This window comes from Sphingobium sp. B2D3A (assembly GCF_025961795.1).
In the GTDB taxonomy this organism is placed as follows: Bacteria; Pseudomonadota; Alphaproteobacteria; order Sphingomonadales; family Sphingomonadaceae; genus Sphingobium.
In genome coordinates, this window is record NZ_JAOQOI010000001.1 from 2,044,826 (window position 1) to 2,070,605 (window position 25,780).

Consider the following 25,780-nt stretch of genomic DNA (forward strand, 5'->3'; position numbering starts at 1 on the left):
TGCGCTCGGGAGCGGCATCCATGTTCAGGCATCTGGTCCTGGGCACCAACGACATCGAGCGGGCGCGCATCTTCTATGATGCGACGTTCGCGGCGATGGACATCGCGCCGGCGCAGGCCGATGCGAAGGGGCGGCTGCTTTATCGGGATGGCGGGGGTCTGTTTATCGTTGGCCATCCCATCGATGGCCAACCGGCCTCCCATGCCAATGGCGGGACCGTCGGCTTTCTGGCGCCCTCACCGGAGGCGGTGAAGGCCTGGCATGCAGCCGGCCTGGCGCATGGCGGCCAGGCGTGCGAGGGAGAGCCGGAGAACCGGATTTCTCCCGCCACCGGGCGGGGCATCTGGATCGCATATCTGCGCGATCCGGATGGCAACAAGCTTTGCGCGGCCTGGGACGAACCCCAGTGATGCTCCGGCGCGCGCAGGATTTTGAGTAACCAAGAGGAGAGTTACAATGTTTACGCATATCATGGTTGGCGCGAAGGACCTCGCGCAGAGCGCGAAATTCTATGACGCCGTGCTCGGCGCACTGGGCGCTGGCGCTGGCCACAACATCGGCGATCGCGCTTTCTATTCGCACAATGGTGGCACCTTCGGCATCATCTCGCCGATCAATGGCGAGCCGGCCACCCATGCCAATGGCGGCACCATCGGCTTTGCCGCTGCCGACAAGGATCAGGTCGACGCGTTCCATGCTGCCGGTGTGGCCAATGGCGGCACCAGTGAAGGCGAGCCGGGCAAGCGCCCGCAGGCGCCGGGCAATGCCTATGGCGCCTATCTGCGCGATCCGACCGGCAACAAGATCTGCGTCTTCTGCCAGCTGCCTGAAGGCGCCTGATCGATGACGCTGGAGACGCTCTCGACGAATAAGGCCTATGGCGGCGTCCAGGGCGTCTACCGGCACACATCTTCGGAGACGGGGACGGCGATGACATTCGCCGTCTTCGTCCCCGAGCATGAGCCGGGCGAAACCTTGCCGGTGCTCTTCTACCTCTCCGGCCTCACCTGCACCCATGCGAACGTCATGGAGAAGGGCGAGTATCGCGCGGCCTGCGCGGCGGAGAAGATCATCTTCGTGGCGCCGGATACCAGCCCGCGCGGCGAAGATGTGCCCGACGATGCGGAGGGCAAATATGATTTCGGCCTGGGCGCCGGCTTCTATGTCGATGCGACCCAGGCGCCCTTCGCGACCCATTATCGCATGAAAAGCTATATCGAGCAGGAACTGCCAGCGCTGATCGCCGCAAATTTCCCTGTCGATATGGCGCGGCAGGGCATCACCGGGCACAGCATGGGCGGCCATGGCGCGCTGACAATCGCTTTGCGCAATCCCGAGCGCTTCCGGTCCGTCTCCGCCTTCGCGCCCATCGTTGCGCCGAGCCAGGTGCCCTGGGGCCAGAAGGCGCTCGGCGGCTATTTGGGTGACGATGCATCGGCCTGGGCGCAGCATGATGCTGTCGCGCTGATCGAAGGCGGTGCGCGACTGCCCGACCTGCTGGTCGACCAGGGCGGTGCGGACAATTTCCTCGAGCAGGAGTTGCGCACGCATCTGCTGGAAGCCGCCTGTGCCAAGGCCAGTCAGCCCGCGACAATCCGCATGCAGCCCGGCTATGACCACAGCTATTATTTCATCTCGACCTTCATGGCCGAGCATATCCGCTGGCACGCCGAACGCCTCAAGGCCTGATCTTCGCGGCCTCTTTGGCGCGCAGGCTTAGACGGAGCGTGCGCGTCCTTGGGTGAGGGTGGCCTCTTGCCACTTGAGATAGGGATCGTTGAGAAAGGTGCCGAACGGGAAGAATGCCGCCAGCGTCGTCCGCAGCCAGCCCAGGACTCCAAAGCCCTTGCCCGGCAGCACGAACAGCATCGCGCCGATGTAGAGCAGGAACGCGATGCCGTGGGTCATCCCGACCGGACGGATCAGCGCGGGATTGTCGAAGCCATATTTGAGGGGCATCGCGATCAGGAACAGCGCGAGGGTCGTGATGCCTTCCACCAGGGCGATATAACGGAAAATCCTGAGCATGGTGTCTCCTGAGCGGTCGATGACCTGTCGCGTCGCGATCACAGCTCTGTCGCAAGACTCACACGATATCGTCGCGCCGGTTGCCTGATCGGGTTCGATGGGCTTTATCATGCAGATGACAGCATGCCAGGGGCGAGGAGCAAAAATATCGTGACGCAAGAGGCGGATATCGGTCCCGCCCAGCTCGATGCCGGGCTTCTGGGGATGCGCCTCATGCTGCTCATGCGCGCGATCCGCGAGGGCGGCCTGCCGCTGTTCGAGGCGGAGGTGGGCTATAAGGAAATCCATCGCCATTTGCTGCTGCTGCTCGGGCTCTCCGGCGGCATGACCTCTCAGGACATCGTCGGCTTTGCCGGCTACGAGAAGGCGCAGGTCAGCCGCGCGATCAAGCCCTTGGAGCGGGACGGGCTGATCGTGCGCGAGAAGCTGCGCGCCAAGCTCACCCTCTCCCCGGCGGGGCGGGTGCTGTTCGAAAAGATTCGCGCCATCGTCCGCGCCCGTGACGGCCAGTTGGTAAGCGGTCTGGGGCGGGATGAGCTCGAACGCTTCGGCCTGCTCACCGACCAGTTGGCGCAAAAGGCCGCCCGTATCTACAATCAGGAGCGCTGCCTGAGTGTCGAGGCCGGGATCATCGGCGCGTCACCGGGCGGGGCCGGCACGCCCTCATGGCCTGTGGGACCGGAGGGCAAGAAGATCGAGCCGCCGCCGGATCTGATCGCGCCCAAGCTGGTCGGACTGGTCGCTTATCTCAAGCGCAGCGCCATGCTCTCCTGCCAGCGGATGCACGGCCTGTCGAACTTTCAGGGCCAGGTTCTCGCGCTCATCGGCTTGTACGCGCCGCTGCCGATGGCCCAGCTGATCAAGGCGATGGGGCGGGACAAGAGCCAGATCGGGCGGACGGTCTCGGCGCTGGAAGAGAGCGGGCTGATCGAGCGATTCAGGCCCACCCGTCGCCGCGATATCGTCTTGCAACCGACCGAGGCCGGTGCCGTGGTGTACAAGGCGCTCCACCACGAGGCCTCCGTGCGCGATGCCAGCCTCTGGAGCGAGGCGAGCGCCGAGGATCGAGCATTTTATCAGGCCATTGTGAGCCGTCTCATGCTCCGCGCCCGGGCCTTGAGCGGCGAGAGTTCGGCTGCGGCGTGAACGCCCTGCTATCCCAGTATCTCGAGCGAGGCCTGTTCCAGATCGAGATATAATCCGAACGGGTCGAGGCACGGGACGCCGAGCGCGGCCTCAAACTCATCCTGCGATGAGGCGCCTGCGCGGGATCCAGTCTCTGCATCGGCGAGATTGGAACGAAAGATGCCGGCGGCACTGACCGGCAGGAAGTCCTCATAGGTGATCGGGCTCGCTTCCAGCCAACCATCGGCGACCAGCTCGTCTGGTGCGCCGGATGGCAGCTGGCGTCCCGCAGGAAGCATAGCGGCCTTGGGCGTCGGTGCGTAAGTGAAATAGGCCAGCCCCTGTTCGCGGATCGCATCCAGATCGTCGGGAAAGCGCTGGAAGATCTCCGCCAGGCGCGCTTCATAGCCTTTGCCGCCCAGGCTGCGGGCCTGCTCGGCTTCTGCGAGGATTGCATCGTACAGCGCGCGGCCATGTGGCGTCAGCGCGATGCCGCGCTGCTCGATCTCGCCGAAGCGCGCGGTGTGGACGCCGGCCACGCTCTCGTCGCCATCGCGGAACAGGATGGCCTCCTCCAGCGCCTGAAAGCTCGTCTGGCGCAGCAGGATCGGGACATACCGGCGCGGCGGGCCTTCGATCACGGCCTTGGCCTTGATGCCGCGCGCGATCATCTCGGCCTGAACCGCATCGATGTCGAGCGCGCGGGGCGTCAGGTGATTGATGTGGGGGCCGCGGAAGCACACAATGTCGGCGATCAGCCGGTGCGCGCGACTGAAGGCTTCATAGGTTGCGTGGTCCACCAGCGCTTCGCCATGCCAGCGGAAGGTTTCCAACGCCTCCAGCACGAAGGCTTCTGCCTCTTCGGTCCCCAGACCGCCCTCCCGCTCGAAGCGGTCGATCAGCGCCAGCGCGCCGTCGGTGACGATGCTGCGTCGGGCGAGCAGCGCCTGGGCCTGCTTGCGCAACGCAACATCCTCGATCAGCTCAAGCCGCAGCAGCGAGCAGAAGATACGGAAGGCGCAGCGGTTCAGCGATGCCGTGTCGATCGGCCGAAACGCTGTCGAATGCACCGGCAGGCCGGCTACGCCCAGATCATAATGGCCCACCGGCACCATGCCCATCACGGCGAACAATCGCCGCATGAGGTGCAGTTCTTCTGGCGTGCCGACCCGGATGGCGCCGTGGCGCTCGGCACTGAGCCGGTCGAGTTCGCCCTGCGCTGCGAGCCGTTCGTTCAGCGCGGGATTATCCTGCAGCACGCGGGCATTGCTCGTGGCGACGATCTCCAGCAGCGTGCCGTAGAGCGGCACCTCGGCCCGGTACATCGCGGACATCGCCTCCGAAAAGGCAAGGCGAATGTCAGCAGGATCGACGAAGCGGGTCATGGGAAGGCTTGCTCCAATGCATGGCGCAAGGCCGTCCGCGCCGCCTGTGCCTGCGCCCAGAGGTCGGGCAGGCCGAGATCGGACGGGGCGAGGCGCTCGGGCCAGTGATTGCCGACGATCGTCTCCAGGCGGTCCAGTCCGCGCTCGTCGAGCAGATGGGCAGGGTGAACCGCCAGTTCCGCCTCACGCGAGAGCAGCACGCGCAGGCGCAGGCAGGCAGGGCCACCGCCATTGTGCATGGATTCGCGTACATCGACGAAATGAGCGGTGTGGATCGGGCCGTTGGCGCCGACATTGCTGTCCAGCCAGGCTTTGACGGCGGGGGTTTCCCGGCACTCCATCGGGAGAATTAGCGCTCGCTGCCCGTCCGGCAGTGTCACCAATTGGGAATTGAACAAATAGGAGGCGATGGCGGCTTCCAGCGAGACCTGGCTGGCCGGCACCTCCAGGATGATCAGATCCGGGCAGCGCTGCGCCAGCGCGGCATAGAAGGCCGCCTTGTCCGCAAAGGCTTGTTCATGCGCAAGGAGGATGTTCTCGTGCGCGACGGCCACGACATCATTGTGGAACGCGCCGGCCGCGAGGGCCTCGGCGGATTGCTGTACGGTCAGGCCGTCCTCAATGCCGTGCCGACGGAAGATCGCGCGGCAGGCTTCGGCCGATTGGCGGGCAGGAAAGCGCCCGCCCGGTTCGCCATAGACCATGACCTCGACGCCGGGGCCGTTCATAGGGGAGGCCAGCCGCATGAAGTTCGCGGCACCCTCATCGCCGAAGCGGGCGGGGACCGGATCATGGACCGCGAAATAGCGTTCATCCGCGAAGATGTGCCGCAACTGCCGCAGCGTTTCGGGCCATTCATGGCTGCGGTGCGCCATGGTCGCGAGATTGGCGACGGTGAAGTGCGTCCGCCCGTCCGCCGTGTCCGGGGCGGGGGAGACGGTCGCCGCATTGGCCGCCCACATCGCGGATGCGCTGGCGGCTTGGGCGAACAGCAGCGGTTCTTCCGTCCAGGCACGGGCACAAACCTGCGCGCCCGATCCATCGAAGCCGAATTGGCGCAACCAGCCCGCGTTCGGGCGATCATGGGGCAGGAAAAAGCCCTGTCCCAGCCCCAGCCCGTGCAGCGTGCGCATCTTGGCGATGCCTTGCAAGGCCGCTTTGCGGGGCTGGGAGACCTCGCCGGCATGGAGCGTGGCGGCCAGATTGCCGAGGCTGAGGCCTGCATAATTGTGGGTCGGGCCGATCAGCCCATCGAAATTGACCTCGCGAAAGGCGGGCGCGGTGCTCATGCGCGCAGTCCGGTGGAAAGCGCGCCCTCCAGCGCCGGGGCCTCCATGCCCGCGACGGGGAAGGCGCAATAATCCGCCGCATAATAAGCGCTGGGGCGCAGGTTGCCGCTGTCGCCGATGCCGCCAAAGGGCATGGCAGAGCTGGCGCCGTTGGTGGGCCGGTTCCAGTTGACGACGCCGGCGCGAGTGGCGGCGCGAAACTGCTCGAACTGTGCCCGGCTCCCACCCAGCATAGCGGCGGACAGGCCAAAGCGCGTGGCGTTGGCGCGGGCGATGGCCCGGTCGAAATGCGTCTCGCGCCAGAGCTGGACCACCGGGCCGAAAATCTCCCCGTCAGGAGCGGTCTCGATACCGGTCATGTCGATCAGCGCCGGGGAGAGGAAGGGCAAGCCGGGATCTCGTCGGACCAGCGGACGGATCGGGCGTCCGCCGAGCGCAAGCAGATCCGCGACGCGCGCCTCGACCAGATCGGCGGCGCGATTATCTACCACCGGTCCCATGAAGGGCTGCGGATCGTCAAAGGGCGCGCCGACGATCAGCCTGTCCAGTGTCGCCGCGACCCGCTCGATGAGCGCATCCGCGATCTCGTCCTGCACGATCAGTTGGCGCGCGCAGGTGCAGCGTTGCCCGGCGGAAAGCCAGCCGGACTGGACGATGAGCGCAACGGCAGCGTCCATGTCGGCCTCAGCTATCTCCCAGGCGAGCAGCGGATTGTTGCCGCCCATCTCCAGCGCGAGAATGCGCCCCGGCGTATGGGCGAAGGCGCGGGCGAGGAGCTTGCCGGTGGTCGAACTGCCGGTGAACAGCAGGCCATCCGTGCCGGGATGCGCAGCCACTGCCTTGCCGGTTTCGCCACCGCCCTGCACGATCTGCAGCACGCCGTCGGGCAGGCCAGCTTCCCGCCACAGCTGGCCCATCAATTCCGCCGTGGCAGGCGCCAGTTCGCTGGGCTTGAAGACGACGGCATTGCCCGCCAGCAGCGCCGGAACGATGTGCCCGTTGGGCAGATGCGCCGGGAAATTATAAGGCCCGAGCACCGCCAGCACGCCATGGGGCCGGTGACGCAACGCCAGCGCGAACCCGTCCCCATCTCGCAGCGTCTCGCCCGCCCGGTCCGCCTGTGCAGCGATGGAAATCTCCACCTTGGCAGCGACGCTCGACGCCTCGGTCCTGGTTTCCCAGAAAGGCTTTCCCGTCTCGCGCGAGATCACCCGCGCGACGTCATCTGCATGGGCCTTCACCGCGCTGGCATAGGCGCGCAGAATGGCGATGCGCTCTTCCAGCGCCGTGCCTTCCCAGCCGGGCTGGGCGGCGCGGGCCTGCGCGACGGCGGCATCGACGGCCGCGGCATCCGCAGCAACGCCCCGCCAGACGACGTCTCCCGTGCACGGGTCGGTGGAAATCAGGTCGGTCATGGCTCTTCCGCTCGTTTCGTCTCTGGTCTGTTCGGTCAGTCGGTCGTCAGATAACGGGCCGTTGCGCCCTCGCTCAGCCTGCCGAGCGCCATCGCATCCGCTGGCAGGGTCAGGCGCTCTCCTTCGGCGTCGATCTGCCCGGCGGCGCGCCAGGCGCGGAAATCGAGCAAATCTCCGGCGGCCAGCAACATCGGGCGGGCCTGGGTCTGAGATGCAGGTGCATCGCTGAAGGCAGCCGCCTCGCGGCTTTCCTTCACCGCCCGCAAATCATCGACGTCGGCTTGCATGGTTGGCCCGGCGTCGAACAGATCGACATAGCCATCATAGCGGAAGCCCTCTGCCGCGAGCAGCTTCATGGCTGCAGCGCCGCTGGCGTGCGGCTTGCCGATAGCTGCCTGCGCCTCGGGTGGCAGCAGGGTGGTGTAGATCGGGTGCTTGGGCATCAGATCGGCGATGAATTGGTTGCCGTTGAGGGCGTGGAAGCGGTCGGCATCGGCGAACTCCAGGTCGAAGAAGCGCCGGGTCAGCCCTTCCCAAAATGGCGAGACGCCTTCGGGCTCCTGCCAGCCCCGCAATTCGGTGAGCACCTGCTGGCCAAAACGGGCACGGTGCATCGCCATGAACAGATAGCGGCTGCGCGCGAGCAGCACGCCAAGCCCGCTGCGCCGCAGTTCGGGCACCAGAAACAGGCCGCCGACCTCGCTCGCGCCGGCAAAGTCGTTGACCAGATTGAGTACGCTCGTCGTGACGATGCGGTCGAGCTGACGCGAGTGCTGCGAGAGGCGGGTGAGCTTGTAGGAATAAAAGGGCTTCTTGGTGCCGACGCTGGAGAAGATGAGCGCCGTCCCGCCGATCCGCCCGGTGCCGGCTTCTTCCAGCGCGAACATGTAAAGCTCGTCATCGGGCTGGCTCAACTGAGCCTCAAAGCTGCGCTGGGATCGTTCGAGCCGCGCGAACAGGGCCTCGCGATCATGGGGCAGATTGGTGAAGCCCGGCCCGGTCTGGCCGGCCAGCGTGTAGATGGCGTCGATATCCGCCGTTGTCGCAGGGCGGACGAACCAGTCGTTGAAAGAGCCGTCAGTCATGGGCGACCCCTGCCATATCCGGCGCGGAATTGAGGGCGTGGTCGAGCCGTCCTTGTGCGATCCGCAGCATGGTGATGGCAGCCAGCGCGGCGCGTTCGCTCAGTGAACTCAGAATCATGAACTCCTCATCGGTATGGATGGCGCCCCCGCGCGCGCCCATCGTGTCCACCACCGCGACATTCTGGGCGGCGATGTTGTTGCCATCGCAAACGCCGCCGCTTGGCTGCCAGTCGATGGCGAGGCCGAGGTCCGCGCCGGTCTCCCGGACCAAGCCGAACAGCGCCTGATGCTTCGTGTTGAAGGGCTTGGGCGGTCGCGCAAAGCTGCCTGCGAGCGCGATCGTCACGCCATGATCCGCACTGACCTGTGCAATGATCCGGGTGATGGCCTGCTCGGCCGCCTGCTGGCCGGCGAGGTCCACGGGCCGCATGTTCCAGCTCAGCAGCGCCCGATCAGGCACAACATTGTTGGCGCCGCCGCCGGACAGGCGCGCGACATTGACGGAAAGCCCCTCGATGTCGTGCTTGAGCGCATCCAGTCGTACCGCGAGATCGGCTGCGGCCACCACGGCATTGCGGCCATCCAGCGGATTGCGGCCGGCATGGGCGGATCGGCCAGTCACAGCGACGGTGAAATTACCGCTGCCCCGCCGGGCGCTCGCCAGCGTGCCATCCACCGTGACGGAAGGTTCGAAGGTCATGCCCGTCTGGCAGCGCCGCGCCGTCTCGCGCAGCAGCGTTGCCGACCCCAGCGAGGACACTTCCTCATCGGCATTGACCACCACATCCCAGCCGAAATCGGGAATGGCATTCGCCGCCTCCAGCGCAGCCAGCGCCTCGATCATCACGAGGAGCCCGCCTTTCATATCGGCGGTGCCGGGGCCGTTGAGGCGGTCGTCATCGATCAGGCGGCAGGTCTGGAAGGGGTGATCGGGCGGGAAGACCGTATCCATATGCCCGGTGAGGATCATGCGGCGGGCGGAGGCGACACGCTTGCGGGCGAGCAGATTGGCGCCATGGGCGAGCGCAACGGTGCGGCCTGCCTCATCCAGCGTTTCAGCGGGTTCTGGAGGAACGGTCGCGACGGTATCGGCGATCTGCGTCAGCCGGGCCGCGATGCGCTGGCGCATCTGCTCCAACCCGGCGAGATTGCGGCTGCCTGAGTTGACCTGCGCCCAGTCGACGACTTGCGTCGCCATGTCCGCCTGTCGTCTCCTAAGATGCTCCACGATCCCGATTTCGGTCGGTGAGAGTCCTGTCATGGCCTAATGCTAGACCAACTGGCCGCCCGGGGCTAGGGGCGCGCCGGATCGATGGTCAAAGGACGTCGCCGAACATCAACCAAAGCATGACCAGCCAGGCGATCAGGCCGCCCGTGCCGATGACGATATGCAGCCGCTCGCGCAGCCAGTGGAGAAGGCCGCTGGGTGTCTCGTCATCAGGGTTCATGCAGCGAAACCCATAGCTCAGCGCCCCTCCGGCCGATCGACGCCGAACGTCGCCCATTCGGTGTCGCCGCCCGGCTCAGGCAAGGCATCCCGTACACCGTCCATTTGCTCCACGTCGGTATTGGTCCGCTGCCGGTGCATATGCGCCTTGGCAATGAGGTTGGCGGACACCGGCGCCGTGATGAACAGGAACAGAGTGATGAGCAGTTCGTGGGCCGACCAGGTGCCGTCCCGGAACGGAAAGTAGACCATGGATGCGACGAGGCAGCTTCCGACGCCGAGGGTGGTTGCCTTGGTCGGGCCGTGCAGCCGCGTCATCAGGCTGGGCAGCCGGGCAAGGCCCCAACTGCCGATCAGCGCGAAGGCGCCACCGAGGACGATGAGAGCGGCGATCAGGATTTCTGCGATCACTGCCATGGCCTACTCCACAATGTCGCCGCGCAGGAGGAACTTGCAATAAGCCACCGTGCCGACGAAGCCGACCATCGCGAGCAGCAGCGCCGCCTCGAAATAGGTGGTGCTGGTTTCGTAGATGCCGAACAGCACGATCAGCGCGATGGCGTTGATGACCATGGTATCCAGCGCCAATATCCGGTCGCACCGCGTCGGGCCGCGCAGCAGCCGGTAGAGGTTGAGCAGCACGGCCAGCGCGATGCAGGCGAAAGCGAAGGTCAGCGCGAGCGCGATCATCGGAAAATCCTCTGCAGCCGGGTCTCATAGCGCGCCTTGATATGGGCAATCTCGTGCGCGACATCGCCCGTGTCGAGCGTGTGGACGAGAAGATAGCGTCCGTCCGCCGAGACGTCGGCAGAGACGGTGCCGGGCGTGAGGCTGATGGTGCCGGCCAGCACGGTGATGGCTTCGGCCGAATGCAGGTCGAGCGGGATGCTCATCCAGCGGGACTTCAGATCGCGGTTGCGCCGGAACAGGATGAGCTTGGCGACATGGAAGTTCGCCACGACTATATCGTAGAGCACGATCCCGAGATAATCGAGCATCGCCCAGCCAAAGCGCAGGCGTGGGCGATTGGGCCAGAATGGCGCGGTAAAGACCGGAATGACGGTGGCCAGAAGGAGACCGAGAAGGAAGCCGCCGGCCGTCAGGCTGTTCTGGATCAGGATCCAGACGATGAGCAGCATCACCGTTAGGCCGGGATGGGGGAAGAGCTTGGTCAGCATTGCCTCACCCTCCCGTCGCCGGGCCGAGAACAGCCTCGATCGTGTGCGTCGGCGCGAAAAGCTGCTGGGCCGTTGCGTCCATGTAGCGCGTGACCGGCCCCGCCGCGGCGGTGAGCACGACCAGCGTCGCGAGCAAGGCAGTGGCAGGCAACATCTCCATCAGACGGGCATCGGGCTTTGCCGTCGCGGCATCTTCCTGGGGATTGTCGGGGTGCGCTGCGCTCTTCCAGAAGATGGCGCTGCCGGCGCGGGCGAGGCCGAGAATGGCGAGGAGTGTGGTGCCGAGAATGACTGCCCAGATCCACGCAGCCCAAGGGTCCGCCAATGTCGCCTGCAGGATCAGCAATTTGCCGATGAAGCCCGAAAGCGGCGGGAGGCCGGCCAGGGCCATGGCCGCCAGCACATAGAGCGCGGATAGTGGCTCGATGCCGGCAAAGCGTGGGGAGGGGACGATCATGTCGCCGTAGCGACCGCGCCGCCGCCGGATGAGATCGACGACCAGAAACAGCAAGGCGGCGGCCAACGTCGTGTGCGCGAGATAATAGAGTCCCGCCGCCAGCGCCGTGCGGTCGAACGCCGCAATGGCGACCAGCAATGTGGCGGTGGAGCCGAGCAGGCCGAATGCGGCAAGATCGCGTAGGGAGCGCGCTGCCAGCAGGCCCGCAAAACCGATCACCATCGTCGCCAGTGCGGCCGGCATCATCCACACCTCCGGCGCCCATGCCGCCGCGCCGGCCTGATCGCCGAAGATCAGCGAGGATGTGCGGATGATCGCATAGGCGCCGACCTTGGTCATGATTGCGAACAAAGCCGCCACGGGCGCGGAGGTGCCCGCATAGGTGCGCGGCAGCCAGAGTTGCAGCGGCAGCAGGGCGGCCTTGAGCGCAAAGACCAGCGTCAGCAGATGCGCGCCGGCCCGCAGCAGGCCCTGATCGGCCGCCGGCAGGGCCGGAATGCGCGCGGCCATGTCCGCCATGTTGAGCGTGCCGGTAATCCCGTAGAGCAGCCCGATGGCGAAGAGGAACAGGGTCGAGCCGATGAGGTTGACGATCACATATTGCACGCCGGCTTTCAGCCGTTCCGGGCCTTGGCCGTGCAGCATCAGGCCGTAAGAGGCGATCAGCAGCACTTCGAAGAAGACGAAGAGGTTGAACAGGTCGCCGGTGAGAAACGCACCGTTGATGCCGAGCAACTGGAACTGGAACAGCGGGTGGAAATGCCAGCCCTTGCGGTCCAGCCCGGTCAGCACCGCGTGGCACAGCACGGGCAGGGCGAGCAGGGCGGTAATCAGCAGCATCATCGCCGAGAGCCGATCCAGCACCAGCACGATGCCGAAGGGCGCGGCCCAGTCACCCAGCGCGTAGACGGAGATTGTGCCGCTGCTGGCGACGCTCAGCAGATACACAGCGAGGGCCAGAAGGCCGGTCGCGCCGGCAATGGAAATAGCGGCGCCGATCCAGCGGTGGCGGCGCATAAAGATCAGCGTGGCTGCGGCCATGAGCGCGGGCAACAGTAAGGGGGCGGCGATCAGCGCGGTCATGGCACGATGTCCTCCGGCTCGTCATCCGGTTTGCCGTCGACCTGGTCCGTGCCCGTCTCGAGGAAGCTGCGCAGGGAAAGGACCACCACCAGCGCCGTCATGCCAAAGGCGATGACGATGGCGGTGAGGACCAGCGCCTGCGGCAGCGGGTCCGTATAATCCGTAATGCCTTTCTCATAGATCGGCGGGCGGTCCACGACCAGCCGCCCCATCGCGAATAGAAACACGTTGATGGCGTAGGACAGCATGGCGAGGCCGAGCACCACCGGAAAAGTGCGGCCGCGCAGGCACAGGTAGATGCCGGCCGCCGTGAGGATGCCGATGGCGCTGGCGACGAGCATTTCCATGCTGATCATGCCTTCGCCTCCCGGTTGCGCGCGGGGTCGACATCCATGGGCGCGTCGTCGCTATGATCTTCCTTGTCGGCGCGCTGGGCGATGTGGCTGAGTTCGGCCAGCGCGAGCATGACCGCGCCGATCACGGTCATCGCCACGCCGATGTCGAACAGCATGGCGGTCGCCAGCTCGAAGGTGCCGATGACGGGCAGGGTGACATAGCCAAAGGCACTGGTGAACAACGGCGCGCCGAAGACGAGCGAGCCAATGCCCGTGAGCGCGGCGATGATCACGCCAAGGCCGATCATCAGATGCTCGTCGAACTTGCGGCGCTGTTCGGCCCATTCGAAGCCCGACGCCATATATTGCATCAGCACGGCAATGGAGATGATCAGCCCAGCGATGAAACCGCCGCCCGGCAGATTATGCCCGCGCAGGAAGATGTAGATGCCGACCATCATCGCAAGCGGCAGCAGGAGGCGCGTGGCGACGACGAACATCATCGGGTGCCGTTCGGGCGAGCGAATGAGGTCCGGGAGCCAGGCCCGCAACCGCGCGCCGGCCGCGCCGCGCGTCGCGGGCTGCAGCAGGGCGAAGATGGTCAGCGCGGCAATGCCGAGCACGATGATCTCGCCGAAGGTGTCGAAGGCGCGGAAATCCACCAGCGTCACGTTCACGACATTGGTGCCGCCACCGCCCGAATAGCTGTTCTCCCAGTGGAAGGTCGAGATGGGCTGATTGGGCTCGCGGGTGAGCACGGCCCACGCCCCGAGCCCGGCCACGGTGCCCCCCACCAGGCCGAGCAAGCCGTCCCGCAGCCGCAGTCCATTGCTGGAGAGCCGGGCGGGCTTTTTGGGCAGCAGGTTGAGCGCCAGCAGCAGCAGCAGAATCGTGACCGTCTCGACGGAAATCTGCGTCAGGGCCAGGTCGGGCGCGGAGAGATAGACAAAGCCCAGCGAGACGATGAGGCCGATGACGCTGATAAAGACAAGCGTGAGGTAACGCTCGCGCTGGGAGATGACGACCGCCACCGTCGCGCCGACCAGCAGCAGCCAGCCGATGATAGCGAGCGGCGAGGCCGGCAGCGTTGCGCGCGGACCGGTGCCGCTGCCGCCACCGACCAGCACGCCCTCGACCGCCAGCGCAATGGCAAGCACGAAGATCAGCGCGAGCTGCCGCTGCAGTGAGCCGTTATGCACGGCATGGATGAAGCCGCGGGCGACTTCCACCAGCGTCGCGATCCCGCTGTCGAACAGGCGCTTGGCTTCTGGCAGGGGGAGCGCTTGCCAGGTGCGCTCGGCGAGGCCGAACCGCCAGAGCATCAGCGCGCCGCCCGCCACGGCGAACAGGCTCATGAGCAGCGCGGCATTCACACCATGCCAAAGTGCAGGCGCAAATGTCTCCGCGCGGCCTGCGGTGACGGTATCGGCGACCGGCTGCACCAGCCAAGTCGTCAGCGTGGCGGGGAACAGGCCGACAAGGATGACCAGAAGGACAAGCAGCCCAGAGGGCGCCCAAAGGCCGAACGGGGGATCATGCGGTGCGTGGGGATAGTCATCGCGCTGGCGGCCCAGATAGACATGGAAAGCGTAACGCAGCGCATAAGCGACCGAGAGCGTCGCGGCGATCACCGCGATGGCCGGCACCAGCCAGCCCGTCCCCAGCCAGGCGGTATGCGCCGCCTCGTCGAGCATCATTTCCTTGGATAGGAAGCCGTTGAAGGGAGGCAGGCCGGCCATCGATCCCGCAGCGATCATGCCCAGCGTCGCGGTGATCGGCATCAGCGTGGCGAGGCCGCCCAGCCGGCGGATATCCCGCGTGCCAGCCTCATGGTCGACAATGCCGGCATTCATGAACAGCGCCGCCTTGAAGATCGCGTGGTTAAGGATGTGGAAAACGCCGACCATCGCCGCCGTGCCGGTGCCAAAGCCGAAGAGCATGGTCAGCAGCCCGAGATGGCTGACGGTCGAATAAGCGAGGATGGCCTTGAGGTCGGTCTTGAACAGCGCGATGGCGGCGCCGATCAGCATGGTAACAAGGCCGGTCGTCGCGACGAGATAGAACCACAGATCCGTACCCGCCAGCGCCGGCCACAGGCGCGCGATCAGGAAGATGCCGGCCTTCACCATCGTCGCGGAATGGAGATAGGCGCTGACCGGTGTCGGTGCCGCCATGGCGTGCGGCAGCCAGAAGTGGAAAGGGAATTGCGCCGACTTGGTGAAGCAACCGAGCAGGATGAGCACCAGCGCGACCGGATAGAGCGGCGAGGCCTGAATCAGGTCACTGCTGGCCAGTATGGTGCGGATATCGGTGGAGCCGGCAATGCTGCCCAGCAGCAATAGCCCGGCGATGAGCGCGAGCCCGCCGCCGCCCGTCACCACCAGCGCCATGCGGGCGCCCTGCCGGGCCTCGGCTCTATCGCGCCAGAAGCCGATCAGCAGGAAGGAGGAAAGGCTGGTCATCTCCCAAAAGACGAGCAGTAGCAGCACATTGTCCGAGAGCGCGATCCCCAGCATGGCGCCCTGAAACAGCAGCAGAAAGGCCAGAAAGCGCCCCATGGGATCTTCCGCTGCCAGATAGAAACGGGCGTAGACGATGACGAGCAGGCCGATGCCCAGGATCAGCCCCGCGAACATCGCGCCCAACGGATCGAGGAAGAACCCCAAGGACAGGCCGAGGGCCGGCACCCAGTCGATCTGCATCGTCGGCGTCTGCCCGGCGAGAGCGGCCGGCATGAGCGCGATGAGGATCGCGAGCGCCGCGCCGGTCGTGCCGGCGGCGATCCAGGCCTGAAGGTTTCGGCTAGTGCCGCTGAGTATCGCCAACAGCAACGCGCCAACAAATGGCAGCAAGGCGAGTATCAGCAACAAAAATCCGCGGCTCCCGTGATGCGTCGGCAGGTGATTGACGATCCGATGGCGATCAGGATCTGGCGATCCTCAAAAGGTCTGCCCACCTTATCCAGACAATGCGGCATGAGGACAACCCGAAAGCGCCGAATTTTCGGCCTTCGCTGACGATTTATAGCTGTCGGGGCGCGGCGCTGACCGTCGGTTGGAGCATCTTCAGTCAGGCGCCGTGGCCATTAAAAAGGCGCCAGCCCGTGCGAGAGGTGGCGCCTGTAATGAGGATATGTATGGCTTAGCGTTCGACGCACATGGCGATGCCCATGCCGCCACCGATGCAGAGCGTTGCGAGCCCCTTCTTGCCGTCGCGGCGGGCGAGTTCGTAGAGCAGCGTGGTGAGCACGCGCGCGCCCGAGGCGCCGATGGGGTGACCAAGCGCGATCGCGCCGCCGTTCACGTTCACGATGTCCGGGTTCCAGCCCAGTTCCTTGCCGACCGAGAGCGCCTGCGCCGCGAAGGCCTCGTTCGCCTCGATCAGGTCGAGGTCGGCGAGCGACCAGCCGGCCTTGTCCAGTGCGATGCGGCTGGCCGGGGCCGGGCCGATCCCCATGATCGAGGGGTCGACCCCGCAGGTCGCCCAGCTGGCGATGCGCGCCAGCACCGGCGCGCCGCGACGGGCGGCCTCTTCGGCGGTCATCAGCACCAGCGCCGCGGCGCCATCGTTCACGCCGCTGGCATTGCCGGCGGTGACTGTGCCGTCCTTCTTGAACGCAGCGCGCAGTCCCGCCATCGCCTCAACGGTGGCGCCGGCGCGGATATACTCGTCGGCATCGACGATGGTGTCGCCCTTGCGGCCCTTGACCGTGACAGGCGCGATCTCGTCGGCAAAGCGACCCGCGGCGCGGGCGGCTTCCGCCTTGTTCTGGCTGGCCGCTGCGAACGCGTCCTGCTCTTCGCGGGTGATGCCGTACTTTTCGGCAAGATTCTCCGCCGTGATGCCCATGTGGTAGCCATTGAAGGCATCGGTCAGGCCGTCATTCACCATGGTGTCGATCAGCGTAATCGGTCCCATCTTGGTGCCCGCGCGCATCATCTGGGCGTGGGGCGAGAGGGACATATTCTCCTGACCGCCGGCCACCATGATGCTGGCATCGCCGCAGCGGATCGCCTGCGCGGCGAGCGCGACGGCGCGCAGGCCCGAGCCGCAGACCTGATTGATGGTGATCGCCGTGCGGTCGATCGGGATGCCGGCGTTCACGGCCGCCTGCCGCGCGGGGTTCTGGCCCTGGGCGGTAGTGAGCACCTGGCCGAAGATCAGCTCGTTCACCTCATCGGGCGAGACGCCGGCCTGCTCTAGTGCTGCGACGATGGCGACGCGACCGAGTTCATGCGCGGGGGTGTTGGCGAAGCTGCCCAGAAAGCTGCCGACCGGCGTGCGCTTGGCGGCGGTGATGACGATATCGGTCATGGATTGGCAAGTCCCTCGATTGCGGCGCCAGGGGCGCAGGTTGCTCTCTCGTGCCGGGCCTCTAGCATCAGCCGCCACAGCGCGAAAGCCAGTCGCTCAATCCTCTCCAAAGTTGCGCTTCCGCACGGCTGCCGATCATCATGCCGACATGGCCGAGCGCAATGTCGATCCGTTCCGCCGCAGGTGGCACGGCGGCGGCGGGCACGATCCGGTCCGTGGTCGAGGCGATTGCGAGCGTCGGGCAATCCAGCGCTTGTGGGTTCGCGACGGTGCCGTGGATGGACCATTGGCCGCTCGCTGTCATATTGGCGCCATAGCAGCGCTCGGCAAGGTCTTTCCCGCTCGCCAATGTCAGCGGCGCGCCCTCATTGGCCCAATCTTCCAGCGCGATGAAGGCATGGAAGGCTGGGCTGTCGGCCTCCATCCCGGCGAAGGCGGCATATTTACGAATGGTGCGATCGGGATCGAGCGACCAGAAGCCGGTCTGGAACACTTCCATGGGCACCAGCCCCAGCGCCTCGCAGCCGGGCTTGGCCTTGCCCCAGATCTCGGCGAGCTGGGATCGAAAGGGTGCGTCATAGGCGGAAAAGTCCCAGGGCGCGGCAATGGTCGCGACGCCGGCGACCGGCTCGCCCAGTGCCCGCAGGCGTGCCGCTGCGCCGATGGCGAGCGTGCCGCCCAGGCAGTAGCCGACGAGCAGGGGCGGGCGATCCAGCCCTTGCAACAAGGGGAGCAGCAGGCGTTCGACGTGCTGGGCCAGATCGGCGTCGCGCTCGCTTTCATCCGGTGTGCCCCAGTCGAGTAGCAGCGCATCATGGCCCTGCTGCCCGAGATAGCGCAGCAGGGAGCGCTGCTCGGCGAGGTCGAGAACATGGGGCGGGTTGATGAGTGACGGGATGAGGATGACCGGCGCACGGTCTCCGTCCGCCCCGCTTATGCTGCGTTGTGCGTTGCCGTTTCGCGTGAGCAAAGCCGCACGGCCATTTTGCGCAGCAATTTCCGGCAGGTCACCCTGCGCGGGCCGCTGCGCTGTCTGAAAACGGCGCAATCCGGCCAGCGCTTGCCGCCGCAACCCTGCATCCTGCCCCGTAACCTGCCATAATATGGAAAGAAACAGCGGCAGCGGACGCGGCCCATGTTGCGGTGCAGAAAGAAACGATGCTATGTTGCGCCCAACGGAGGGTGGAGCATCATCTATGGCACGATCGAAATCAGGTGGCGAATCAGGGACCATTGTCATCAAGAAGTACGCCAATCGGCGTCTCTATGACACGGAAACCTCCAGCTATATCACACTTGAATTGCTCTCGCAGATGACGCGCGAGGGGCGCGATTTCGTGGTGGTCGATGCCAAGTCCGGCGAAGACATCACGCACAATGTCCTCACCCAGATCATCATGGAAGAAGAGCAGCGCGGCGAGAACATGCTGCCGGTCAGCTTCCTGCGCCAGCTCATTTCGCTCTACGGCGACTCGATGCAGTCCATGGTGCCGCAATATCTCGAGGCGAGCATGGAAGCGTTCCGCAAGAATCAGCAGCAATTCCAGGAAGCCATGCAGGGCGCATTCGCCGGCGGACCCTTTGCCGAGATCGCCAAGCGCAACATGGAAATGCTCAACGCCGCAGCGAACGCCTTCAAGCCCGCTGCACCTGCCGCACCCGCGAAGGCTGGCGACTCTGCCGATGAAGTGTCCGAGCTCAAGGCACAACTCGCCGCGCTCAACGCCAAGATTGACAAGCTGGGCGGCTGACCAATCTGGCGCGGTCGGGATGGCTGCGCCTTAACGGCCCACGGTCCGAGCGATCAGCGCCGCGCAATTGGCATCCGGTGCGGTTTCCGCGCGACCACCGATCGCTCGACCGACTGCCTTCAGGATGTTGCCTACCGAGCGCGTGTTTTCCGGCACGACCAGATCGGGATTGCGCAATGTGCCCCGCAGATGGGCATTGCCGGGCAGCTGCAGCGCATGTTCGTTCTTGGCGAGGCCCTTGAGGGTCAGCTCGAGACGTTCGGCGGGGAAGCTGACTGTGCCGGTGCCACGTGACTGGCTGACCGGCGTGTCGACGACCAAGGTGCGCACCACGCCGCGTCCGCCCCGCATATCGAGCTGGACCACACCGCAGCGCAGCGCTTCCCGCCTGTCCTCATCCGCAAACAGGCCCTTGCCGATGTCAAAGCCGAGCAGGCCGGCCAACCGCGCCGGCATCGATCCGCCGCGGGTGACCGCGCCTACGGTTCCGTTCGATTGCCCGACAGCCTCGCGGATCGTGTCGCCCACGCCGGTCAGGCGCGCGCGGGCGTCGACGCGGCCCTGCACGTCGCCCTCGCTGTTGCCGTCCCCGCCCGCCAGCGCCGCGATGCTGCTGTTGCGCATGTCGAGCGCCAGCGTGACCGTCGGCTTGGGCTGGCCATCCCGCTGATTGACCACGGCCCGCCCGGTCATCACGCCCTGCGTCAAGCCGATGCGCAGCGGATCGACGGTGAGGATGCGGTTGTCGAGATTCAGCACCGCGCTGGCATTGGTGAGGGAGGAGGGGCGCCGCCCGCCCAAAATCCGGTCGACGCGCACCGATATGCGCCCGTCCGTCTTGTCGATCTTGCGGATGTTGATCCGCGTGTTGGGCACCAGCCGCTGGCCCTGCGCTCGCTCTAGCGCGACTGCCTGCGCATTGCCCTTGTCGTCGGCCAGATCTTCGAAATCGAGCTGGCTGAAGCGCGCCTCGCCATCCAGCTTGGTGCGGCCATCCACCTTGCGAACCGTGAGCGCGCCCGTGAACCGGCTACGGCCGACGGTGCCGCCCAGATCGGCCACGCTCCACACGCCATCGCGCCGCTGGACATTGGCAGCGATATCGACCGGCTGCGTGCCGAACAGTCCCGCCTCGATGATCCGGTCCACCAGTTTGAGCGTGCCGGCACGGGCGGAGACCTTGAACGTCATGTCGTCCGTGCGCATCGGTCCGGCCATCGTGCCGCGCGCGTGCATGGTGAGGGCGTCCCCCATGATGCGCGCATCGAAGGGCCAGCTCTGGCCAGCGCGCATCGGCGCGCCGGTGAGGCGCAGCGTGACCGGTTCCCCTTCGACGGTGCCGGTGCCGGTGCCACGCAGGCCTTGCTGCGGATCGACCGACAGATTGACCTTGAACTGACGCTTCTGGAAGGCATCGCGATAATCGATCACAGCGTCATCGACACGGACCAAAGGCGTTTCCGAGCTGCCCTGGTCGTCCTTATTCGATTTGCTGCCGAGCGCGTCCCAGCTCTTGCGGCGATTCTCGTCGCGCACCAGCGTCAGCCGCACGCCACGGGCGGAGAGCAACTGCGGCCCGCCGCGCCCGAGCAGCAGTCCGATCACGGGCAGACGCAACCGCAACGCCTCGATCCGCGCCAGATCGCCTTCGCCGGCCCAGGCCGGCTGGGGCACACGGATATCCCGCACCTGAATCACGGGGCTGAACGAAAATGCGCTTTCCCGCGTCATCGATCCGATGGTGGCTTTGGTGCCGATCTGGTCGGACAGGCGCCGCTCGGCGGCATCCTTGAACCAGGAAGCGGGGAAGGTTGCAGCTAGTACCAACAGGGCCAGAAGCAGAACCAGCAGCGCGGCCGCGATCATCGCGATGATCCGGGTGCGGCGGGGCATAGTGCGAATTATCGACGAGAAGTGGGCCATTGGAGACGGGACGAGTGAGGTCAGGGAAAGTTCCCGTTCGTCGCCGGGCGTTCCTGCGCGAACACCTTGGTATTTTCCCCCGCCGCCACTAAAGACCGCCAAATAAACACCGCCGCAATTCCCAATCCAGATCCCGGAAGCCAGACATTGTCCAACATCAAGCACGCGCTGCCCGTCACCCGAGTCAAGGATTTCGCTGCCTGGTATCAGGCCGTGATCAGCGAGGCCGATCTGGCCGAGGAAAGCGGCGTGCGCGGGTGCATGGTCATCCGTCCGTGGGGCTATGGCATCTGGGAGCGCATCCAGAAGCTGATGGATGCGCGCATCAAGGCAGCTGGGGTGGAGAACTGCTATTTCCCGCTGTTCATCCCGCTGTCCTTCTTCGCCGAGGAAGCCGACCATGTCGAAGGCTTTGCCAAGGAGATGGCGGTGGTCACCCACCATCGCCTCAAGAACATCGACGGCAAGCTACAGACCGATCCGGACAGCAAGCTGGAGGAGCCGCTGGTCGTGCGCCCCACGTCCGAGACGGTGATCGGCAAGGCGATGGCGCGCTGGGTGCAGAGCTGGCGCGATCTGCCGCTGCTCACCAACCAGTGGGCCAATGTCGTGCGCTGGGAGATGCGCACCCGCATGTTCCTGCGCACCAGCGAGTTCCTCTGGCAGGAAGGGCACACTGCCCATGCCGACGAAGCCGATGCGCGGACCGAGACGATGCGCGCGCTCGAAATGTACCGTGACTTTGCGGAAACAGAGCTGGCCATGCCGGTCGTCGCGGGCGAAAAGCCGGAGAATGAGCGCTTCCCCGGCGCGGTCGCGACTTATTCCATCGAGGCGATGATGCAGGATGGCAAGGCGTTGCAGGCCGGCACCTCGCATTATCTGGGCACGGGCTTCGCCAAGGCGGCGGGCATTCAGTACCAGAATCAGGATGGCCAGCAGGCCCTGTGCCACACCACGAGCTGGGGTGTGTCGACCCGCATGATCGGTGGCGTCATCATGGTCCATGGCGATGACGACGGACTGCGCTGCCCGCCGATGATCGCCCCGCATCAGGTGGTGATCGTGCCGATGCTGCGCGACACGGACGAGGATGCGGCGGTCATCGATTATTGCGCCGCGCTCGCCAAGGATCTGGGCGCGGTTGACGTGTTCCGCGAGCCGCTGCGGGTGCTGTTCGACAAGAAGCCGATCAAGGCCGCCCCCAAGCGCTGGGGCTGGGTGAAGAAGGGCGCGCCGATCATCGTCGAGGTAGGCGGGCGCGATGTGGCGGGCGGCAATGTTTCGGTCGTGCGGCGGGACCGGCTCTATAATGAGGCAGGCAAGCTGGCGAGCGAGGTCATGGCGCGGGATGCTTTCGTGGCGGCGGTCGCGGATATGCTGCGCGGGGTTCAGGACACGCTGCACAGTGAGGCGCGCGCGCGTCTGGATGCAAACATCCGCCGCGACGTGAGCGAATTGACGGCGCTGGCGGGTGCATTCGGCGGTGACAAGCCCGGCTGGGTCGAGGTGGAATGGAGCAAGCCCACGGGACCGGCGCTGGACAAGGTGGTCGCTTGGCTCAAGGGCGAGAAGCTGACGCTGCGCAACGTGCCGATGGATGCGCCGGCGGCGAGCGGGACGTGCATCTTTACGGGTGAGAAGGCGTTGGAGCGGGTTCTGGTCGGCCGCGCTTATTGAGGCGTAGGGGCGGAAAAATCAGACCGCCCCTCAACTGCCCGTGCGTGTCGAGCGAAGTCGAGACACGCCCAGCACTGCGCTTTGGTGTCTCGACTTCAGCTAAAGGCTGAAATCTATCCCGAGCGCCCGCCCTCCGGGCAGACGAAGGGCTCGACACGAACGGTTCTGTGGATTTCCTGAGCCTACTTCTCCAGCAACCGAGGCATCAATTCCACGAAGTTGCACGGCCGAAAGCGGCTATCGAGCTGGTGGACCAAAATCTGGTCCCAGCCATCTTTCACCGCGCCGGTCGAGCCGGGCAGGGCGAAGATGTAGGTGCCGCGCGCCACACAGGCACAGGCGCGGGACTGGATGGTCGAGGTGCCGATCGACTGGAAGCTGAGCCAGCGGAATAGCTCGCCAAATCCCGGAATGGCCTTGTCCTTCACCTTTTCCAGTGCTTCGGGGGTCACGTCGCGCCCGGTCACACCGGTGCCGCCGGTGGTGAGGATGACATCGATCTGCGGGTCATCGATCCACCGGTGCAGATGGCCAAGGATCGTCTCGACCGAATCCTTGCTAATCTCGCGGGCCTTCAGCACATGGCCGGCAGCGGTCACCCGCTCGGCGAGCGTATCGCCGGATCGGTCGTCTGCCAGCGTCCGCGTGTCGGAGATGGTGAGCAGGGCGATCTGAACCGGGGTGAAGACGCGGCTCTCGTCAATAGGCACCGGCGGCGGTCCCATGCGGGGTGACGCGGACGGCGACGTCCTTGCTGCCATCCGGGAAGCGGACCCACAGGCCCTGCGCCATGGCCGAGAGTGCGGGGGAGCGGCCGCCTTGCTCGTCCATCTGGTAGATCCAGTAATTGCGCAGCACCGCGTTCAGATAGGCGCGGGTCTCGTAATAGGGCACGGATTCGATGAAGAGCAGCGGATCGCCCTCATCGCGGATCTGCACGTTCCAGCGCTCGATGGGGGTGGGGCCGGCATTATAGGCCGCGACGACCTTGGGCAGCAGTCCGCCCGTGGCCGGCATCTGGCTGAGCTTGCGCAGATAGGCCTGGCCGAGCGCGAGGCTGACGGCGGGGTCATAGAGCTGATCGGGCGTTACTGCCATGCCGCTGGAGCGGGCAAGCTGCGCGCCCGTGCCTGGTAGGACCTGCATCAAGCCGCGTGCATCGGCCGGGCTGCGTGCATCGGTCTGGAAGCGGGATTCCTGCAGGGCATGGGCGAAGACCAGCGCGCGCTCGACCTGCCAGCCATTGCTCGGTGACCATTCCGGGCGGGGATAGCGCGCATAGGCCGCCGACTTGCGCCCGCTTGGCGAGCGTTGCGCCAGCCAGAGCTGGGTGGTGGGCAGCGAGAGGTCGCTGGCGAGATGTACCAGCGCGCTATAGCGCGTGTCGTCGCTCAGCGCAGCCTCATGGCGCAGCACGGCATCGGCCTGCGCACTGCGGCCCAGCGTGGCGAGGATCACGGCGTTGCGGACATTGCCGCTGCCCGCGAGCAGTGACCAATCCTGCGACGACACATTCTCCCGCTTGAGCGCGGTGCTGAAGCCGAGGCCGAGCGTTTCGCGGGCCAGCAGGCCGTAAAAGCTCTCTTCATCGCGCGCCGCGCTGCGCAGCAGGGCATTGACCCGCTCGGGCTTCCGGTCGGCCATCATGGCGCGCGCCGCCCAGAAATAGCTGCGGCTGCGCAGGTCCGCATCGGAGGTGCTCATCGCGGCATGATAGAAAGAGTCGGCGGCGGCGGCCCATTGCTTCTCGCGCCAGGCGGCGAGGCCCATCACCCAGTAAGACGGTGCCACGAACTCGCCGGTGCCGCCATTGACGGCCAGTGCGCCCATGCGGCGGGCATTGGCGGTATCGCCGCAGATGAAATAGGACCAGGCGAGGCGCTGACGCAATTCGGTGCGGCCATCCATGCCGAGCCCGGCCTCGGCAGAGGCGAGCAGGGCCTCGCCCTGATTGGGCTGATCGTCCTTGATGTACTGGAGCAGCGTGCCGCGCAGCTGATCGGCTGCGGCATCGCCCTTCACCGAGCGGAGCATCTGCCGCTGGGGTGAGGTGCCGGTCCACATGAGTTGGCGCGTGGCCGGCCGGTCCGGCAGCGTCTGCGCGCCCCGCTTGCGGGCCAGCGAGGCGATGCGGTCGTTCTGCGGAAGGTTAGGCGTCTTGTGCAGCAGGTCGAGCAGGTCGAACAGCTCGACGCGGGGGCTATCCTTGGCGAGATACAACTCGGCTAGCAGATGCGGGCGCATGCTGTCCGCCTCGGAGAGGCCGAGAATGGCACTGCGCGCCTCGTCCCAGCGCTTGCCCTCCAGCATGGCGAGAATGGCGCCATATCGGCCTTGCTCATCCTGGCTCGGCGTCGGGATCGCCGAAGCCGCCGCCGCCGGCTGGGCTACCGCCAGCGGGCCGGCGAGCGCGCACAGCGACAGGGCAATGAGCAGCGACCGGCGCACACGGGATCGGGAAGGGGACCTGTTCATTGCGTCAACAATCCATGGAGCATACGCACGCTTTGCCAGCTTCTGGCCTTGGCAAGCGGCCGGTTCATCAGCAGATCAGGCCCCGCGAGGGCGACCGTATCCACGCTGCCATGCGGCAGGTCAATCTTTTCAAGCCCCACCAGGCCCGGCCGCCAGCGCTCGCCGAGTATGGCGCGGCCGATCCGGTCACCCAGCAGGATGATCGCGCCCGGCTGGACGAGGTCGAGATAGCGGCTCATCCGCGCGGCGAGCAGGGGAAGCAAGGCGGCGTCGAGATGACCGCCCGGCGGACGGCGCAGAGCCAGCGGCAGGCACGGCGCCTGTGTGGGCTCAAGGCCGAGCGTGCCGAGCATCGAGGCGATGAACCGCTGCTGTTGCGGCTCGAGAAGCTGGGCCAGATCGGTTGCTCCGGCGGCCGGCATCTCGACGAGGAGAACGAGGCGCGGCGCGTGCAGGGCGGGGAGGGCGATCCGCTCGCCATGCCAATCGGCTTCTGCGTGGCCGGCATCCTGCGCAATCCAGTCGAGGAAGCCCGGTAAATCTCCCGGCATCGTCTTGGGCGCCTGATCCGGCGTGCGGGCCTGTACGGGGGCGGGCTGCGGCGCCGGCCCGGGGGCTTCAGCAGGCGCATCAATGGCCGGCCGCGCGGCAACGTCTGCTGCGCCACTGGCTGTGTTGGAAGAGCGTCGCCAGAATGGAACAGGTTCGCCATCCCGCCAGCGCCGGGGCGCCTCGTCGGTGGCGCAGTCCAGCCCCGCTTCCCGCCACCAATGCGCATAGGCATAGGCCGCCTGCTCCGGCGTCATCATG

The 25,780-nt window shown here is 66.0% G+C and carries 25 protein-coding genes; 6 read left to right on the forward strand and 19 right to left on the reverse strand.

Going from position 1 to position 25,780, the window contains the following annotated elements; genetic code table 11:
- The first annotated feature begins 20 nt into the window (after nucleotides 1-20).
- From M2337_RS09495 to fghA, 3 genes are read left to right on the forward strand one after another with little or no spacing between them, the layout of a single operon-like run.
- Nucleotides 21-410: a VOC family protein gene (locus M2337_RS09495; protein WP_264570028.1), complete on the forward strand. Its 390-nt coding sequence runs from the start codon at nucleotides 21-23 to the stop codon at nucleotides 408-410.
- A gap of 46 nt (nucleotides 411-456) precedes the next feature.
- On the forward strand, nucleotides 457-840 hold the full coding sequence (locus M2337_RS09500) for a VOC family protein (RefSeq protein ID WP_181559349.1): 384 nt from the start codon (nucleotides 457-459) through the stop codon (nucleotides 838-840).
- Between the two features lie 3 nt (nucleotides 841-843).
- Nucleotides 844-1,689 carry an S-formylglutathione hydrolase gene (gene fghA, locus M2337_RS09505; protein ID WP_264570029.1) on the forward strand — a complete coding sequence of 282 codons (846 nt, stop codon included), beginning with the start codon at nucleotides 844-846 and terminating at the stop codon, nucleotides 1,687-1,689.
- A 27-nt stretch (nucleotides 1,690-1,716) separates the two neighbouring features.
- Here the strand turns inward: fghA and M2337_RS09510 are convergent, their stop codons facing one another.
- Nucleotides 1,717-2,028 carry a DUF3817 domain-containing protein gene (locus M2337_RS09510; protein WP_264570030.1) on the reverse strand — a complete coding sequence of 104 codons (312 nt, stop codon included), beginning with the start codon at nucleotides 2,026-2,028 and terminating at the stop codon, nucleotides 1,717-1,719.
- Between the two features lie 150 nt (nucleotides 2,029-2,178).
- On the opposite strand from M2337_RS09510, the gene M2337_RS09515 reads away from it, so the two are divergent.
- Nucleotides 2,179-3,174: a MarR family winged helix-turn-helix transcriptional regulator gene (locus M2337_RS09515; protein WP_264570031.1), complete on the forward strand. Its 996-nt coding sequence runs from the start codon at nucleotides 2,179-2,181 to the stop codon at nucleotides 3,172-3,174.
- Nucleotides 3,175-3,182: 8 nt separating this feature from the next.
- Here the strand turns inward: M2337_RS09515 and M2337_RS09520 are convergent, their stop codons facing one another.
- The 14 genes from M2337_RS09520 to M2337_RS09585 all read right to left on the reverse strand — a co-directional run bounded on the left by M2337_RS09520 (nucleotide 3,183) and on the right by M2337_RS09585 (nucleotide 18,213).
- The gene (locus M2337_RS09520) at nucleotides 3,183-4,538 is read right to left on the reverse strand and encodes a VOC family protein (protein ID WP_264570032.1); all 1,356 of its coding nucleotides are present in this window, start codon (nucleotides 4,536-4,538) and stop codon (nucleotides 3,183-3,185) included.
- Complete coding sequence (locus M2337_RS09525; RefSeq protein WP_264570033.1) at nucleotides 4,535-5,827, reverse strand: N-succinylarginine dihydrolase; 1,293 nt, start codon at nucleotides 5,825-5,827, stop codon at nucleotides 4,535-4,537. The genes M2337_RS09520 and M2337_RS09525 overlap by 4 nt, the downstream gene beginning before the upstream one ends.
- The gene (gene astD / locus M2337_RS09530; protein ID WP_264570034.1) at nucleotides 5,824-7,242 is read right to left on the reverse strand and encodes a succinylglutamate-semialdehyde dehydrogenase; all 1,419 of its coding nucleotides are present in this window, start codon (nucleotides 7,240-7,242) and stop codon (nucleotides 5,824-5,826) included. The genes M2337_RS09525 and astD overlap by 4 nt, the downstream gene beginning before the upstream one ends.
- A 35-nt stretch (nucleotides 7,243-7,277) precedes the next feature.
- On the reverse strand, nucleotides 7,278-8,327 hold the full coding sequence (locus M2337_RS09535) for an arginine N-succinyltransferase (RefSeq protein ID WP_264570035.1): 1,050 nt from the start codon (nucleotides 8,325-8,327) through the stop codon (nucleotides 7,278-7,280).
- On the reverse strand, nucleotides 8,320-9,588 hold the full coding sequence (locus tag M2337_RS09540) for a hydrolase (RefSeq protein ID WP_264570036.1): 1,269 nt from the start codon (nucleotides 9,586-9,588) through the stop codon (nucleotides 8,320-8,322). The genes M2337_RS09535 and M2337_RS09540 overlap by 8 nt, the downstream gene beginning before the upstream one ends.
- A 55-nt stretch (nucleotides 9,589-9,643) precedes the next feature.
- The gene (locus M2337_RS09545; protein WP_264570037.1) at nucleotides 9,644-9,775 is read right to left on the reverse strand and encodes a hypothetical protein; all 132 of its coding nucleotides are present in this window, start codon (nucleotides 9,773-9,775) and stop codon (nucleotides 9,644-9,646) included.
- Between the two features lie 17 nt (nucleotides 9,776-9,792).
- On the reverse strand, nucleotides 9,793-10,191 hold the full coding sequence (locus M2337_RS09550) for a Na+/H+ antiporter subunit G (protein ID WP_264570038.1): 399 nt from the start codon (nucleotides 10,189-10,191) through the stop codon (nucleotides 9,793-9,795).
- Between the two features lie 3 nt (nucleotides 10,192-10,194).
- The gene (locus tag M2337_RS09555) at nucleotides 10,195-10,464 is read right to left on the reverse strand and encodes a K+/H+ antiporter subunit F (protein ID WP_264570039.1); all 270 of its coding nucleotides are present in this window, start codon (nucleotides 10,462-10,464) and stop codon (nucleotides 10,195-10,197) included.
- The gene (locus tag M2337_RS09560) at nucleotides 10,461-10,952 is read right to left on the reverse strand and encodes a Na+/H+ antiporter subunit E (protein WP_264570040.1); all 492 of its coding nucleotides are present in this window, start codon (nucleotides 10,950-10,952) and stop codon (nucleotides 10,461-10,463) included. The genes M2337_RS09555 and M2337_RS09560 overlap by 4 nt, the downstream gene beginning before the upstream one ends.
- Nucleotides 10,953-10,956: 4 nt before the next feature.
- Complete coding sequence (locus M2337_RS09565) at nucleotides 10,957-12,492, reverse strand: monovalent cation/H+ antiporter subunit D (RefSeq protein WP_264570041.1); 1,536 nt, start codon at nucleotides 12,490-12,492, stop codon at nucleotides 10,957-10,959.
- Complete coding sequence (locus M2337_RS09570) at nucleotides 12,489-12,839, reverse strand: Na+/H+ antiporter subunit C (RefSeq protein WP_181561385.1); 351 nt, start codon at nucleotides 12,837-12,839, stop codon at nucleotides 12,489-12,491. The genes M2337_RS09565 and M2337_RS09570 overlap by 4 nt, the downstream gene beginning before the upstream one ends.
- Nucleotides 12,840-12,844: 5 nt before the next feature.
- Nucleotides 12,845-15,697: a monovalent cation/H+ antiporter subunit A gene (locus tag M2337_RS09575; RefSeq protein ID WP_264570042.1), complete on the reverse strand. Its 2,853-nt coding sequence runs from the start codon at nucleotides 15,695-15,697 to the stop codon at nucleotides 12,845-12,847.
- 271 nt (nucleotides 15,698-15,968) lie between these two features.
- A complete protein-coding gene (locus M2337_RS09580) occupies nucleotides 15,969-17,141 on the reverse strand; it encodes an acetyl-CoA C-acetyltransferase (protein ID WP_264570043.1) in 1,173 nt (390 codons plus the stop codon).
- Between the two features lie 67 nt (nucleotides 17,142-17,208).
- Nucleotides 17,209-18,213 (reverse strand): alpha/beta fold hydrolase, encoded by a 1,005-nt coding sequence (locus M2337_RS09585; RefSeq protein ID WP_264570044.1) that lies wholly within the window; start codon nucleotides 18,211-18,213, stop codon nucleotides 17,209-17,211.
- A gap of 124 nt (nucleotides 18,214-18,337) precedes the next feature.
- Here M2337_RS09585 and phaR point away from each other — a divergent pair, with 124 nt between their 5' ends.
- Nucleotides 18,338-18,892, forward strand: a complete 555-nt coding sequence (gene phaR / locus M2337_RS09590; protein ID WP_181559362.1) for a polyhydroxyalkanoate synthesis repressor PhaR — start codon at nucleotides 18,338-18,340, stop codon at nucleotides 18,890-18,892.
- Nucleotides 18,893-18,922: 30 nt separating this feature from the next.
- Here the strand turns inward: phaR and M2337_RS09595 are convergent, their stop codons facing one another.
- Nucleotides 18,923-20,785: an AsmA family protein gene (locus tag M2337_RS09595; RefSeq protein WP_264570045.1), complete on the reverse strand. Its 1,863-nt coding sequence runs from the start codon at nucleotides 20,783-20,785 to the stop codon at nucleotides 18,923-18,925.
- Nucleotides 20,786-20,971: 186 nt separating this feature from the next.
- Here M2337_RS09595 and M2337_RS09600 point away from each other — a divergent pair, with 186 nt between their 5' ends.
- Entirely contained in the window at nucleotides 20,972-22,495 is a 1,524-nt protein-coding gene (locus tag M2337_RS09600) for a proline--tRNA ligase (protein ID WP_264572226.1), read from the forward strand.
- 182 nt (nucleotides 22,496-22,677) lie between these two features.
- Here M2337_RS09600 and moaB read toward each other — a convergent pair whose 3' ends face one another.
- Genes moaB through M2337_RS09615 form a run of 3 tightly spaced genes read right to left on the reverse strand, consistent with a single transcriptional unit; the run spans nucleotide 22,678 to nucleotide 25,779 of the window.
- Nucleotides 22,678-23,205: a molybdenum cofactor biosynthesis protein B gene (gene moaB, locus M2337_RS09605; RefSeq protein ID WP_264570046.1), complete on the reverse strand. Its 528-nt coding sequence runs from the start codon at nucleotides 23,203-23,205 to the stop codon at nucleotides 22,678-22,680.
- The gene (locus tag M2337_RS09610; RefSeq protein ID WP_264570047.1) at nucleotides 23,195-24,970 is read right to left on the reverse strand and encodes a lytic transglycosylase domain-containing protein; all 1,776 of its coding nucleotides are present in this window, start codon (nucleotides 24,968-24,970) and stop codon (nucleotides 23,195-23,197) included. The genes moaB and M2337_RS09610 overlap by 11 nt, the downstream gene beginning before the upstream one ends.
- Nucleotides 24,967-25,779 (reverse strand): hypothetical protein, encoded by an 813-nt coding sequence (locus M2337_RS09615; RefSeq protein ID WP_264570048.1) that lies wholly within the window; start codon nucleotides 25,777-25,779, stop codon nucleotides 24,967-24,969. The genes M2337_RS09610 and M2337_RS09615 overlap by 4 nt, the downstream gene beginning before the upstream one ends.
- Nucleotide 25,780: the final 1 nt, after the last annotated feature.